The following is a 14,897-nucleotide window of genomic DNA, read 5'->3' on the forward strand; positions in this document are numbered from 1 at the left end:
TTTGCTTTCTAATTATTTAATTCAGCAACTAAAACGCCCAAGTATTCTTATGTGCTTGGTTTGATTGAAATTTTCCCGTGGCAGGGCTGCGCCCTGCACGCTATTTGTGCCAGTTGCGTAAGTCCTGGCTAATTTAAGTGAATGTATTCGTTTAGTTCCTGATGTAGAAAATTTATACATTATTCCCAGTCCCGGGCCTGTGCGACAATCGGCTGCTATTCTTGAATCGAGCGAAATGCGGCGGTTGATGGAGGATGTCCGCGAACGCTTTGATCTAGTTATATTAGACACTAGCTCACTCAGCATATCTAACGACCCTTTGTTGATCCAACCTTACAGCGATGGCATGGTACTTGTGACCCGACCACACTATACACAAGAAAATATGTTAGGTGAAGCTATTGATCAATTGGTTGAATCGGAACTGGGGTTATTGGGAATAATTATCAATGGTACGGATATCATTGTTTCTCTACCTGAACAAGTCGTAGAATCATCAAGATTTACGTCTGAAGCACAAGAATCAGAAGAACTTTCAGCAGGTGCCAGCAAAAACTAATAGTTTCCTAAATGTAGCAGTCTTAAATCATTTGTAAAAAGAAATTAACCGCAGAGGCAAAGAGTTGCCAGTGCATTGGGCGGCTTCCCCAACTTGTAGCAACTGGCGCGGCGCAAAGAGAAAAATCGGAGATTTTCACGGCTCATTTAGGATTGCTAAGATAGCATCTCCTCATTTAGTCCTGCCTAAACAACCCAAATAGGGGAGCGAGAATTACTCCAAAAACAAAACCCCCGATGTGCGCCCAATAAGCAACTCCACCAGTTTGCACAGTCATATTAGCCGCTGTTTGCAGGGTGGCAAGACCGGAAATTATATTTTGCACAACAAAAAGTCCAATTATTACTAATGCTGGAACTCTGATTGTGGTAATAAAAATCCCTAAAAATATTAAGGTCATGACTTTAGCGTGGGGAAAGCGGATAATGTACGCACCTAAAACCCCTGCAATTGCACCACTTGCCCCTAATGAAGGAATTTCAGAATTCATACCAATGAACCATTGGCACAACGCAGCTAAAGCACCACACGCCAAATAAAAAATCAAATATTTGACATGACCCAATCGATCTTCAATATTGTTGCCAAAAACCCAGAGAAACACCATATTCGAGATTAAGTGCCACCAACCGCCGTGTAAAAATTGCGACGTAAATAAGGTTATCCACTCTCCACTCCAATTGGTAGTTAACTCTTGAGGTATTACTGCATACTGACTTAAAAACAGATTCAATTGTGCATTTGGCAGGCTCACCTCGTGAAGAAAAACTACAATATTTATGCCAATTAACCCGTAGGTGAAATACGGGGTAATTCGGGTTGGATTTTCGTCGTAGAGGGGAAACACAGGTGTTTTTCCTAATTTATTGGCTAATTGCAATATAACTTGTAAGGTTAACAGTTGCGAAGCTTGGGAAATTTCACCTTTTTAATCAATTAGCCTGATTGAACGCCTTGATAATATCCTGAAGAATTACTGATACCAAGATTCTTCTAGCGATTTGTCGTTAAACAAACCCAACAGTGGCCCGAGAATTGCCCCAAAGATAAACCCGCCTGCATGGGCCCAATAGGCAATACCACCGCTTTCCATACCGATGTTGGTACGTGTTTGGAGACTAGCAAGCCCGTAGAAGGCTTGTTCAAGAAACCAGAATCCCAAAAAGAAATATGCCGGGACGCGGAAAGTCGGGAAGAAGAACCCTAAAGGCACTATACCGAGAACTTCGGCGTTGGGAAAGCGGAGAATGTATGCTCCTAGAACGCCTGCGATCGCACCACTTGCACCCAAAGAAGGAATGCTAGAATCTTGAGCGAAGAACCACTGGGTCAAGGATGCCAAAACACCACAAGATAAATAGAACAGCAGATATTTGGCATGGCCTAACTTATCTTCAACGTTGTTACCAAAAATCCAGAGAAATAGCATATTGCCAGCTAAGTGCAAGAAACCACCATGCAAAAATTGCGAGGTAATTAAAGTTGCCCACTCTGGCACTGGTTGATGTAAAGAGATACCACCAAAGCTTAAAGTCAGTTCTCGTGGAACTACAGCCGCAAGGTGTAGAAATCCATTTAATGCTTGGGGGGGAAGATTTGCTTCATAAAGAAAAGCGAGGACATTAGCAGCAATCAGCCCATAAGTTACATAAGGCGTAATTTTTGTAGGATTATTATCTCTAATTGGAACCACGGGCGTTTTTCCTGATTTTTAAGACACTAATCCCAAAATACTGATTTCTGGTAGTAGTTTCTTCTACCTCGTGGATGGATCTCGTTTTCACTAAGTAATTAATTAGTATTTATATTATGTATGAGCCAGTGATCATGTAATAAACGTACACTTAGAGTAAACTGCTGCCTGACCGCACAATTTATTCTGCTCATCTAAGAGATTCCAAAGGATACCATCTTGGATCTCAAAGCGTTTGCCAGTGCTGGTGATCCGCAAACCAGAAAAATAGCTAAACCCTTTAGTTGCTGCTTCTTTTAAGAGGCGATCGCGTTCTTCCTGCACTACTTCTTCAGCCGATTTCCGCGAAGGCATCATAGTAAATTCCTCCCAAGAAAGCTCCCATAGTTCCAACGCTTTGCGATTACCATAGTTGAAAATTGGGTCTGACTCCGTGCCGTGAGAAACTAAGGCAAATGGTGCTTCAAACAGAGCCTGTGCTGTTTCAAGTGGCGAAGCATTGGCATCCAGTAAAGAATTTCCCATCCATTGCTGAAAACTATTTATTAGGTATTGGCTGTGGAGAATAATTCCCTCTTGCTGCCAAGGAAACTCAATCATGCTGGTCATAGAAAATTGCAAATATAACGCCAAGAATTTAGTATGACAAAACTTGACTTATTGTAGGATTGACGAGTTCTCCCTAAGCCTGAAAATATTTTATTTAATGCAATTAGCTAGACAAACTCATGTTTTCTTCAAATTCTTTAGAAAATCAACTTCAGCGCTGGAACGAAACCATTCGCAATCAGTCGAAAAACCCCAATGCTTACATTCGCCGGGGTATGGTTAACTTTCAACTGGCCAAGATTGATGAATCTATTCAAGATTTTGACATAGCAGAGCAATTGGATGCCCGTATCAAACCCTACCTTTGGCAGCGCGGATTATCGTATTATTATGCAGAAAGATTTGCTGAAGGCGCTCAACAGTTTGAAATAGATTTGACTGTGAATGCTCAAGATGTTGAAGAAACAGTTTGGCGATATCTCTGCATAGCTCGTTCGTTAGGCGTTAAAGAGGCGCGTAAGTCTTTACTAAATGTGAAAAATGATCCTCGACGTATAATGCAGTGCATATATGATTTATATGCGGGAGATTGTACTCCAGATAATGTTTTAACTGTGGGTCAATCAGAAGGGATAAAGGGAAATTTTTACAGTCATCTTTACTTGGGATTGTATTACGAAGTTGAGAATAATGTTGATTTAGCTCAGGAATATATAGTTAAGGCTGCTGATAATTACAAAATTGATGATTATATGTGGTATTTAGCGCAGGTACATAAAAATCTGCGAGGATGGCGATAGTCTATGTATTAATGTCTCAACATTTTATCGCATGGGTGCTTAGGCAATTTCCGTTAATAAATCTACCGCCGCCGTTGGTTTCGACTTTGCTCAACAAACTAAAGGGATCGAGAGTTGAGCGTTCGCGTAGCGTCTCGCACAGAAGTCGAAACTCGTCAATCTGGGTATATTCTTTGTGAGAAACCACCTTAGTGCGATCGCCTCAATAAGTTTAGCCCATTGTATATTGCTGATTAGTTGGCTTGGCGTGACAAAGCTAAATTGGCGATGCCTACGGCGGTCTACGCCAACTCATTTGTTATTTCGGCGTACTCATTTGCTATTTCGGCGTACCCATTTGCTATTTCGGCGTACTCATTTGCTATTTCGGCGTACCCATTTGCTATTTCGGTGTACTCATTTACTATTTCGGCGTACCCATTTGCTATTTCGGCGTACTCATTTACTATTTCGGCGTACCCATTTGCTATTTCGGCGTACTCATTTACTATTTCGGCGTACCCATTTGCTATTTCGGCGTACTCATTTACTATTTCGGCGTGTCCATAACGCACCCTAATGGCGTATCAAGGCTAAAATAATGCATTACAAATCTTGGAAACATTGGATTTTATAAACTTGAAATGGAGGCAGGAGGCAGATAGCGCAGCGTATACCCTTCGGGATGCTTCGCTTAGAGCGAGTCCGCGAGCGTCGGGCAGGAGTTAGGGGTCAGTTTTCCTCCTGCCTCCTGCCCCCTAACTCCTGCCTTAATTGATAACTCAATTTTTCTATTGCACCAATTTAGGTTTGTGAGACCACGACGAAACTCCTAGAAGAGTTGAAACCTATGCTGGTCAACTTGTGTGTACACCGTAGCTTCCCTACCAGGGAAGGGGGTTGGAGGGGTTAGGTTTCGCGTTGGTTTTTCCACATAGTGTGAAAAGTCAGATATATACCATAATAATTGTGCAATAAACTATTCAAAAAGTTTTATGTCTTTGTAGATTGAAAAATTAAATAGGAATTCTGTATCTCTTCAAATAGTTCCGTAATTTCCACATGGTTGAATAGCTAAAGTTAAGTTTACAAATAAAGCATTCATAAATGTAGGATAGAACACGTAGGATTTTTTTAGATTAAGTTAAGTAAACTTTATTCTAAATATTAAAATAAAGTTTACGTTTACGATTGCCCGTCATGTATTTTCTTAGGTGTTTTAAGTTCTTTCTAAATATCAAAATCTGATGCTAAAAGTTTCGAGCAAGTTATTGCTTGTACACAATTTTATTGTGTCTACTGTAATTAGTAATATACGCAAATGACTATTACTCTTGCTGTTGGCAAAAAAACTAAGAAGTTATATCAGACAGATAATATCCTCTGCTTATTATTGTTGTTAGCCGATATTGTGGGTTTATTGTTGAGTTTATCTCTGTCATTATGGTTACGATTGGAGCAAAATCTGAACAGTTCTGACCCTCTCATATATTTATTTTTTTTCCTAGTTCTCGCAGGGCTGTATTTAGCAGATACTTACCATCCAGATACCCAAATAGCAGGGTTACGCGCTCCATCCCGCATTTTGATTAGTAATGTTATTGTTGCCAGCATTATTGCAATTCTCGTCTACTTTACTGGGATCTGGGGTAAAGATATAGTCTTGAAACGAGGAATTTTGCTTCCCAGCTTAGGCATATTTACCATCTGGGCTATGGTATCAAGATTATGGGCAGCAAAGTGGGTGCGATCGCAAGCTCAACACAGCCGTTGGCTAATTTTGGGTGCAGGTCAAAAAGCGATTCTATTTGGCAAGACTTTTTTAAAACACAGTTCATTAGGGCGGTTGGTTGTTCTAGCAGCACCAGAGGCGAACACCAGTGAGTTAGCAGAAAGTAATCGAGTTTCTGTAGGAAGCCTCAATGACTTACCCCAATGGAGTCAACAATCTTGGTCAGGGGTAATAGTAACAACCCCAACGGAATTATCTAGTGCAGAGATACAGCAGTTGATCCAGTTACGTTTATCTAGTGTCTCCATCTATGGGATTCCTGATATTTGTGAAACCTTGTGGCAGAAGCTTCCCTCATTTCTGCTTCAGGATAATTGGCTGGCTTTTGGTACTGGTTTTAATTTAACGGCTGACAGCATTAATCAAAAGCTCAAGCGGTTCTTAGACATTCTTTTGGCATTGTTATTATTCCAGTTTTTATCTCCAATGTTGTTGCTAGTAGTACTGGCAATTAAGTTAGATAGTCCAGGCCCCGTGTTATACACACAGATGCGGACTGGTTTAGAAGGAAAGCCCTTTAAAGTTTATAAATTTCGTTCCATGTATCAGGATGCCGAAAAACGAGGAGTGCAGTGGGCCAAGGAACGAGATCCTCGGATTACTAGAGTAGGGCGCTGGTTACGCCTGACTAGAATCGATGAACTACCACAGATTTTGAACGTTCTCTGGGGAGAAATGAGCCTTATTGGCCCCCGTCCAGAACGGCCAGAATTTGATATCAAGCTGCAAGAAGAAATTCCCTACTATGGCTTACGTTATGTCGTCAAACCCGGAATTACAGGCTGGGCGCAGGTCATGTATCCCTACGGCGCATCAGTAGAGGATGCTTACGAGAAATTAGCTTATGACCTCTACTACATCAAAAATTATTCCCTAGCTTTGGATTTAGCGATCATTTTCAAAACCATTCGGGTAGTGTTACTGGGCAAAGGCAGATGAATAACAAAGTTTTAGTTACTGGTGGAGCAGGATATATTGGCTCTCATGTAGTTCGTCAGTTGGGCGAAGCTGGTTACGATATTGTGGTCTATGATAATTGTTCTACAGGTTCGTCCCAAGCAGTATTGTCTGGTGAGTTAATTATTGGTGATTTAAAAGATTCAGAACGTCTTTCCCAGGTATTTCGTCAGCATGATTTTACGGCTGTGTTACACTTTGCCGCCAGCTTGAATGTACCCGAATCTGTTGCTCATCCCTTAGATTATTACGCTAACAATACTCGCAACACCCTAAATTTACTGCGTTGTTGCAGCAACATGGGTGTGAACCGAATTATCTTTTCTAGTACAGCAGCTGTCTATGGGGAACCAGCAACGAGTGCTGTCACTGAATCTACACCCACTGAACCGATTAACCCCTATGGGCGATCAAAACTTTCTTGTGAATGGCTGATTCGTGACTATGCAAAGGCTTCTGATTTACATTACGTAATTTTGCGATATTTTAATGTTGCTGGAGCAGAACCTGGTGGACGATTGGGGCAGATGGCAAAAGAAGCATCTCATTTAATTCGAGTTACGTGTGATGCTGCACTCAAACGCAAACTTGGAGTAAAAATTTTTGGTACAGATTTTTCTACACCAGATGGAACGGCAGTTAGAGACTACATTCATGTTGAAGATTTAGCAGCAGCACATATAGATGCTTTGGCTTATTTAGAACAAGGTAACGAAAGTCAAATTCTGAACTGTGGTTATGGGCAAGGATACAGTGTTCGTGAAGTTATCGAACGGGTTAAGGTTATTTCTGGGGTAGATTTTCCGGTTATTGAAACAGAACGCCGCCCTGGTGATCCTGCTTGTGTGATAGCTGGTGCTGATAAAATCCGCAAATTATTGGGTTGGCAACCAAAATATAATGACTTAGATCAAATTGTGTCCACTACCCTAGCCTGGGAAATGCGCCGGAAAGATTTGCTGCTGGCATCGTCTATACGCTGATTTGGAGTACCCGCTTGGGCAGAACCTATAACCAGCCAGATGCTAGAAACGAGGTTTTAAATAGGTTTAGACTGATGGACAGTACTGTGTTTTTACTGATGTAGTTTAAGTGGACGATAACCGCTAGATCATCAGCGAACAGTGGATTATAAACCAGTTGAGCTAGTAAAATTTGCCAATATCTCCTTATAGCATCATGTAGAAAAAACCGTAATAATACGTATGTTATTTAGGAAGAAGCTTGATAACCTTTTACTAAATCTTTATAGATTATCCAAACCCCTAGTACTTTTTCAAGCTAGTTTTGATGGTTTGTAGTAAGGAACTTAGTGCTTTGAAGATAAGGACTAAAGTACTTACTACGAGCTTACTTACCCATTAATTTAAACCTCACAAACTACTAGTTGCAATTAACAAGGAGCAATTTCAGACAATATAGAGCAAGTTTATATATCCTCTTTTACTTCCCCGCTCTATATGAGTACAAATGAGCGAACTAAATGTCTAAAAGTTTCATTATCTAAAGTATTACGTGAATTATGCCTTCCCACCAAGACGATCAAGACGCGATTAATTTTCAACAGTATTGGCTGATTGTAAAAAGACGTTGGCTACTGATAGCAATCATTATAGGGTCGATCTTTGGACTCACAAGTTTGGTTACTTTTAGCCAAAAACCAATCTATGAAGCCGAGGGGAAACTCCTTTTTAATAAGCAAAATGGTGTCTCTTCTCTTACAGGTGTAAGTGAGCAGCTAGGACAACTTGGACAGCTTAGTGGGGTAACAAATCTCTCTAACCCTTTGGAAACTGAAGCCGAAATCATTCGCTCAAACCCTATTGCTCAAAAAACTATTGCTGAATTACAGCTCAAAGATAAGCTGGGAGAACCTTTAGAAATAGATGATTTTCTGCGTAAATTGAAAATCAAAACTGTCCGAGGGACAGATATTTTACAGCTTTCTTACCGCAGCACTAGTCCTGAAGAAGCCACAACTATCATCAATAGATTGATGAGTGCTTATCTACAAAGCAATGTTCGGGCTAATCGTTCGGAAGCTACAGCCGCACGAGAATTTTTAAATAAGCAATTACCGTTGGTCGAGGTAAAAGTTATAGAAGCAGAAGCAGCACAGCGTCGATTTAAAGAAAAATACCAAATTGTTTCTTTAGAAGAAGAGGCTATAGAAGGAGTAAAAAGGCTGAATGAATTATCCAGCCAGACGACTCAACTGCGGGCGCAGTTGGTTGATGTTAGAACTCGTTCTGGTGCTTTGCAAAACCAATTGGCATTGAACACGCGGCAAGCTATGGCACTTAGCACTTTAAGCCAATCAAAAGCAGTGCAACAAGTGCTATCAGAATACCAGAAGGTTCAAGATGAGCTAGCTGTTGAGAGGTCACGATTTACTGATGACCACCCAGTTATTACTAGTTTATTAAATAAAGAACAAGCTCTTAAAGAGCAGCTAGAAGGAAGAGTTACCCAAACTCTAGGTAGTTCACAACCTGTCCCAGAGCAAGATTTGCAAATAGGAGAACTTAAGCAGGCTCTAACCGCTAATTTGGTGCAAGTGGAAGTAGAAAGGTTGGGATTGGAGAATCAAGTTGGTGTGTTGATGAAGGCATTTATGCTTTATCAAGCACGTCTTAGAATTTTACCTAAACTGGAACAACAACAGCTACAGGTACAACGACGGCTACAGGTGGCGCAAACAACCTATGAACAAATGCTGAAACGATTGCAAGAAGTTCAGGTGCTGGAAAATCAGAATGTGGGTAATGCCAGGATTGTTTCTGAAGCTTTACTCCCGAAAAAACCAGTTTCTCCTCGTATCCTCTTAAATTTGGCACTAGGAGGATTTTTAGGATTCTTCTTAGCTATTGGCGCAGCTTTATTGCTAGAAGCTGGAGACAAGTCTGTGAAGACACTAGAAGAAGCCCAACAGTTACTAGATTATCCTTTGTTGGGTACAATTCCAGTTTTTAATCAAAAAGCTAGCCTTGCTGGTGGTGAAAGTATAACTGAATTGCCGGTACTCGATAACCCTTATTCTTCAGTCAATGCAGCCTTTGAAATGCTCCAGATTAACCTGGGTTTTACCTTTTCTGATAAGGAACTAAAGGTAATTGTGATTAGCAGTTCTGTGATGAATGAGGGCAAATCTTTTGTGGCAGCTAACTTAGCAGTGGCTACTGCCCAGATGGGACGACGAGTGCTGTTGATTGATGCAGATATGCGCCGCCCCCGTCAACACGAAATATGGAAACAACCTAATTTGATGGGGTTAAGTAATGTTTTAGTGGGACAGGCTACGTTAGCAGAAGCTGCCAAGGAAGCGGTGATAAATGTAGAATTGCTCACTGCTGGCACCATGCCACCCAACCCTGCTGCACTACTGGATTCACAACGGATGAATGCGTTACTGAAACAAGCTGCCCAAGATTATGATTGCGTAATTATCGATACTCCACCTTTAAGTATTTTGGCAGATGCCTCGATAGTAGGCAAAATGGCAGATGGAATGTTGTTAGTTGCACGTCCTGGTGTGGTTAATTCTGCTGCGGCTAAGGCTACAAAGGCATTGTTAGAGCATTCGCGTGTACCTATGCTGGGAATGGTGGTGAATGGTGTGGCTACTGATAATAATGACTATAATTACTACTACTCTCATAGAAATACTGGAAAGAATAATTCTGAGAGGAAAGATAAGATTAAGTCTAGCTTAAGTAAAATCACTGGATTAAGACTGCTCTAACTGGTTATTAATTTGGGAAATCAGTATCTTATTTGAGACTGCTTAATACTTAGGATAGTAGAGTTATAGGCACACTAAAATGCAATTTAATCGGCTATAATTTTGTTTACATTATTTGATGCCTAGCCCTAGAAAAACAGATGCTGGCAATAAATGTACAAGCTTAAACTACATCCAAAAATACAGACTTTACTTCATGTGTTAAGTGCTAATGTTTTTAACAATGTTTCATCATTTGTTATAACTCTTTTAGCTGCACGTTTATTTGGCCCTGCTGAATTTGCTAAGTTGGCTCTTGCAATTGCTGTAACTACAAATTTATCTTCTGTACTCGATTTCGGTACTAGTGTTGCCCTAGTTCGTTTATACAATGTGGCATCAGATGATGAAGAAAAAGTTAGTTTACTTAGAGTAATAAACAAGTGGAAGCTTGGGTTATTATTACTCACAATATGTTTTAGTTATCCAGGTAGTAAGCTGCTCACTAAAATTTTACCTATGCTCCAAAATACAGGGTTACTCATTAACCTAGCTATTATTTCTGGAGGACTGCTGAGTATTTGGACGACGACAAGAGCTATAGAACAAGCTCAGAAAAAGTTTCAAGCTTTTCAAAAGTACACTTTAGTTTATGGACTACTGCGGCTGATAACAGCAGTTATTTTTTTGATGCTTAATCAAATTTCAAATACTACAGTTATTGTATCTCTATATTTTCTACCACTTTCTTTATTGATAAGTTATAGACAAATTTCAGAAATGGTATCTTATGAATACAAAAACGTGTTTTACACAACCAATAAAATAAAACTTTTAAAATCTATTTTTTCTTATGGAATTTGGGTAGGAATAGGCGGGATATTATTCAGTTTCATGTATCAAATCCCCCAATTTGTTCTAGCACGAAAAGCCGATGCTACTGAGGTAGGTATTTATAGTGCAAGCTTGACATTTCTCCCTGTTTTTTTGCTAACTAATGATGCAATTAGAACAATAATTTTACCGGATGTTTCTGCAATTAAAGATGCTAAAAGCCGTCAATTATTTCGCAAGCGTCTGTGGCACATCTTTCCTATATTTTTCGGAGTAATGATAACAGTTTTGATTATTATGTCTTGTGTTCAATATTTTTTGTTAGGTCAAGTATATAAAGCAAGCATACCAGTTTTTTTAGTGATGGGAGTTAGCACTCTTATAGCTATGTATCTTGGTTATTCAAATACATTAATACACTCTATTGGGATACCTCATGTAGGAGCGGTTGTTAATATGATCAGTGCTGTAACACTTACCTTATTAAGCATCACACTACAACAATCAGCTTTTTTCATGAGCTTTATCCTTGGAAGCGTTTTAATATTTGGAGAAGTATCAACCTATCTTATTGTGAAAAATATTGACAAGGATACGCGATAAAAATAATTATCATCGATGTCTATATATTAGTAGTTATAGTTTTTAATAAATATTTACAGACCTAAAAATAAGAATTTTAAGGACTTCGGTATTAATGAAAGAAGAAATAATCGTTTTCATTTTAGTGTCTCCAATAATTATATATCTTTTATTTGTTATTCTATTTAAAAACTTTTCTATTGGATTTACCATAATAATGTTTATACTACCTTTTGAGAACCTTTTAGGAACAGGAGAATCTGGCAGTATTTCTCGTTATCTAATTATTCTTACTGGAGTTGGATGTTTTCTTCAAAAGATTCTTATACTTAATAAAGTAAGTATATTTAAAGAGCCAATATTTAACTTATTTTTGACTTTGATATTTTGGTCATTTGCTAGTATTATCTGGAGTGTTAGCCCTGAAACAAGCTTAGTCACAACTATTACATTAGTTGGTAATTTTATTTTATTTTCTATCGTATTTCTTAGTAATAGAAAATGGCTTTCTATTTACTGGATATCATTGTTGATAGGTTGTACATCTTCTATAATTCTAGGTAATTTTTTACCTAGACCTGAAGGTTTAGAAAATAATTTAGATAGATTTACTACTGGTGGACAAGATCCAAATGATCTTGCAGGTTTACTACTGATAGCTTTTTCAGTGGGAGTTTATGTATTTTACTCACAGCTTAAATCTAAACGTAGTAGATTTTTGATGTTCTTTAATTTAGCTACTATTTTCATTGGAGTTTTGTTAACGCTATCCAGAACAGGTTTAATTGCTATGGTTGTGCCATTAAGCTTTTTGGCTTTAAGGAAATTTGAAAAAAAAAATTATTTTCATTTAATAATTTTATTATTCACGAGTATCTTATATATTTTGGGCATGGATACAATTAATGAGTTTTTAAATTTATTTATTTCACCATTATTTAGTAGATTTAATCAATTAAATGAATCTCAATTTGCATCAGCTAGGTGGGATATCTGGCTTGCAGCTATAGAAGTTATAAAGCATAATTTTGTTTTAGGTGTTGGTGCAGGAGCTTTACCATATGTAATAGATGATTATTCAAGTGTTATTCTACCTAGAAGTACATATAATCCAGAAATTGGTTTGGTAGCTCATAATATTATTCTTTCAGTTTGGAGTGAGATGGGGTTAATAGGAATAACAATTTTTGTAACGATTTTATTTTTTGGATTTCAATATACTTTAAATCTATCTAAAAAAGACCCTTGGGGTTTAGGGATGTTAGTGTCAATATTAGTAGTATTTGTTATGGGAACAACTCTATCATGGGAAAACAAAAAAATATTATATATATTATTCGGTTCTATTTGTGTTTTATATAAATCTAAAAAAGATTATTTAGATGATTGACTAAGAAAAATTTGTTATCATTGAAACTTTTAATTCTTGGGCAGCAACATTATAAGAAAATTCAAAATTAGCTCATCTTAATTGATTAAATTATAAGAAGTATACAAAAGACAGCTCTCAATCTAAAGCTTTTGTCTTATTTATGTATTATCATTAGCAAATTATAAAAAATATGAACGAAATAAAACCAAAAAAAAATAATGACAGCAATGATGATATGGCTAAGAAAGAATCACAAGAAAAAATAGCTATATTTTTGCCTAATTTAGATGCAGGTGGAGGTCAAAAAGTTGTCATTAATCTTTTAAAAGGTTTGGTAAAACGAGGTATTGTACCGGATCTTATTTTGACCCAATTAAAAGGTCCATTCTTAGCTCAGGTTCCTGAAGATGTTAGAATTATTTGTTTAAATTCTAAAATGGTTATTCCTTCAACTATTCCACTTGCCTTTTATCTCAAACGCGAGAAACCTAAAATCCTAATTTCTCATATGAGTAGTGCAAATGTGGCAGTTGTAATGGCACGATTTTTCTCACATGTATCTACCAGATTGGTATTAGTGGAACACACTACGCTATCTGCTAACAAACACAATTTTCCTACTATAGCTAAACTTGTACCCACTTTAATGCGTTTATCTTATCCTTTAGCAAATACTTTAATAGCAGTTTCTAAAGGGACGTCTCGTGATTTAGAAAGAGAATTAGGACTTCAACAAGGTTTAGTAAAGACTATTTATAACCCAGTAATTGATGATGACCTAATTTTAAAAATGAATGAACCACTAAAGCATCAGTGGTTTCTACCTAATCAACCACCTGTTTTTCTATCTGTAGGTAGGCTTACTAAGGCAAAAGACCATAAAACTTTAATTACTGCTTTTGCTAATTTACGTTCGCAAATTTCTGCTCGCCTCTTAATTTTGGGCGAAGGAGAGTTACGCAGTGAGTTAGAAGCTCTAATCAAAAAATTAGGCGTAGAATCTGATGTCTTGATGCCTGGTTTTGTCTCTAATCCCTATGCTTACATGAGCCGAGCAAGCGCCTTTGTTTTATCTTCACAGTACGAAGCATTACCAACAGTTTTAATTGAAGCAATGGCTTGTGGCTGTCCTGTGGTTTCAACTGACTGCCCTCACGGACCAGCAGAAATTTTAGAGAATGGTAAGTATGGATTGCTAGCTCTTGTAAAAGATCCTATTCTTCTAGCTGATGCTATGCAAAAAATATTAGATAATCCCACTGAGCAAAGTTTACTTTTTCAGAGAGCAAAGGATTTTAGCACAGATTGTATTGTGCCTCAGTATTTAGAAACTATAGGATTTAAGCACTATGCTATATAGAGTGTATTCTAATTTAAAAATACAATTACGAGGTTAATTTATGCTTAAACAAGAAGCAGAATGGCTAGCTCATAATATTTACTCATTAAACACTAATGAAGTATTTCCCCTTCTAAATATAGGCAGTTCTACTAAAAAATTTAGAGAAGAAACCCAGCCTTGGATAAATAATTACATATTTAAACCAGCTAGAGAAGAGGGATATCCTGTAATTCACTTAGATATTAAGAAAAATGAAGGTATTGATATTGCTGGAGACCTCCGTAACCCTGATATTTTGCAAGAAATTGCCAAATTAAATATTAAGTCTGTGATGTGTTCAAACTTACTAGAACACTTATCTAATCGAGAGGAAATTTGTGAAATTATTTACTCAATCTTACCTATTGGTGGCTATCTATTCCTAACTGTCCCTTGTGATTATCCCTACCATCCTGATCCTATTGATACTATGTTTCGTCCTAATATAGATGAGCTTAAGAGAGAATTTCCAGCTTTAAAAATGATAGACGGAGAAATTGTTTGCAGTAAGTACAATGGAACTTCTCTACCATTTGCCATCTTTGCAATAGCTTTTATAGTGCGTTTAATGCTACCAATGTACAAATCACATACATGGCGAGATGGTATTGCAAAATTGCCCTATTTATTTAAAAAAGTATCAGCTACTTGTATTGTTTTACAAAAAGTGTAGGTTTT

13 protein-coding genes and 1 pseudogene are annotated in these 14,897 nt (G+C 37.8%); 9 read left to right on the forward strand and 5 right to left on the reverse strand.

The window, feature by feature from the left end; all coding sequences use genetic code 11:
- Positions 1-130: 130 nt before the first annotated feature.
- A pseudogene (locus H6G96_RS27805) lies at positions 131-559 on the forward strand (lipopolysaccharide biosynthesis); the annotation flags it as partial.
- A 175-nt stretch (positions 560-734) separates the two neighbouring features.
- On the opposite strand, the gene H6G96_RS27810 reads toward H6G96_RS27805, so the two are convergent.
- The 3 genes from H6G96_RS27810 to H6G96_RS27820 form a co-directional block, all read right to left on the reverse strand.
- Positions 735-1,406 carry a rhomboid family intramembrane serine protease gene (locus tag H6G96_RS27810; RefSeq protein WP_190915569.1) on the reverse strand — a complete coding sequence of 224 codons (672 nt, stop codon included), beginning with the start codon at positions 1,404-1,406 and terminating at the stop codon, positions 735-737.
- A 126-nt stretch (positions 1,407-1,532) separates the two neighbouring features.
- Positions 1,533-2,252 carry a rhomboid family intramembrane serine protease gene (locus H6G96_RS27815; RefSeq protein WP_190915571.1) on the reverse strand — a complete coding sequence of 240 codons (720 nt, stop codon included), beginning with the start codon at positions 2,250-2,252 and terminating at the stop codon, positions 1,533-1,535.
- A 132-nt stretch (positions 2,253-2,384) separates the two neighbouring features.
- The gene (locus H6G96_RS27820; protein ID WP_190915573.1) at positions 2,385-2,861 is read right to left on the reverse strand and encodes an MEKHLA domain-containing protein; all 477 of its coding nucleotides are present in this window, start codon (positions 2,859-2,861) and stop codon (positions 2,385-2,387) included.
- Between the two features lie 119 nt (positions 2,862-2,980).
- Here H6G96_RS27820 and H6G96_RS27825 point away from each other — a divergent pair, with 119 nt between their 5' ends.
- Positions 2,981-3,601, forward strand: a complete 621-nt coding sequence (locus H6G96_RS27825) for a hypothetical protein (protein ID WP_190915575.1) — start codon at positions 2,981-2,983, stop codon at positions 3,599-3,601.
- Positions 3,602-3,617: 16 nt separating this feature from the next.
- Here H6G96_RS27825 and H6G96_RS27830 read toward each other — a convergent pair whose 3' ends face one another.
- Both H6G96_RS27830 and H6G96_RS27835 read right to left on the reverse strand, forming a co-directional pair.
- Entirely contained in the window at positions 3,618-3,788 is a 171-nt protein-coding gene (locus H6G96_RS27830; RefSeq protein WP_190915577.1) for a hypothetical protein, read from the reverse strand.
- 94 nt (positions 3,789-3,882) lie between these two features.
- Positions 3,883-4,155, reverse strand: coding sequence for a hypothetical protein (locus tag H6G96_RS27835; RefSeq protein ID WP_190915579.1), 273 nt, complete (start codon positions 4,153-4,155; stop codon positions 3,883-3,885).
- Positions 4,156-4,901: 746 nt separating this feature from the next.
- Between H6G96_RS27835 and H6G96_RS27840 the strand changes: the two genes are divergently transcribed.
- From H6G96_RS27840 to H6G96_RS27870, 7 genes are all read left to right on the forward strand, one after another.
- Complete coding sequence (locus tag H6G96_RS27840; protein ID WP_190915582.1) at positions 4,902-6,311, forward strand: sugar transferase; 1,410 nt, start codon at positions 4,902-4,904, stop codon at positions 6,309-6,311.
- Positions 6,308-7,312 carry a UDP-glucose 4-epimerase GalE gene (gene galE, locus H6G96_RS27845; RefSeq protein ID WP_190915584.1) on the forward strand — a complete coding sequence of 335 codons (1,005 nt, stop codon included), beginning with the start codon at positions 6,308-6,310 and terminating at the stop codon, positions 7,310-7,312. Before H6G96_RS27840 ends, galE begins: the two co-directional genes overlap by 4 nt.
- A gap of 539 nt (positions 7,313-7,851) precedes the next feature.
- Positions 7,852-10,071, forward strand: a complete 2,220-nt coding sequence (locus tag H6G96_RS27850; protein ID WP_190915586.1) for a polysaccharide biosynthesis tyrosine autokinase — start codon at positions 7,852-7,854, stop codon at positions 10,069-10,071.
- A gap of 153 nt (positions 10,072-10,224) precedes the next feature.
- Entirely contained in the window at positions 10,225-11,487 is a 1,263-nt protein-coding gene (locus H6G96_RS27855) for an oligosaccharide flippase family protein (protein ID WP_190915588.1), read from the forward strand.
- A 94-nt stretch (positions 11,488-11,581) separates the two neighbouring features.
- The gene (locus H6G96_RS27860) at positions 11,582-12,856 is read left to right on the forward strand and encodes an O-antigen ligase family protein (protein ID WP_190915590.1); all 1,275 of its coding nucleotides are present in this window, start codon (positions 11,582-11,584) and stop codon (positions 12,854-12,856) included.
- A 172-nt stretch (positions 12,857-13,028) separates the two neighbouring features.
- On the forward strand, positions 13,029-14,198 hold the full coding sequence (locus H6G96_RS27865) for a glycosyltransferase (protein ID WP_242063413.1): 1,170 nt from the start codon (positions 13,029-13,031) through the stop codon (positions 14,196-14,198).
- A gap of 40 nt (positions 14,199-14,238) precedes the next feature.
- Positions 14,239-14,892, forward strand: a complete 654-nt coding sequence (locus H6G96_RS27870) for a methyltransferase type 11 (protein WP_190915592.1) — start codon at positions 14,239-14,241, stop codon at positions 14,890-14,892.
- The last annotated feature ends 5 nt before the right edge of the window (positions 14,893-14,897 follow it).

It is taken from the genome of Nostoc sp. FACHB-892 (assembly GCF_014698795.1).
In the GTDB taxonomy this organism is placed as follows: domain Bacteria; phylum Cyanobacteriota; class Cyanobacteriia; order Cyanobacteriales; family Nostocaceae; genus Nostoc.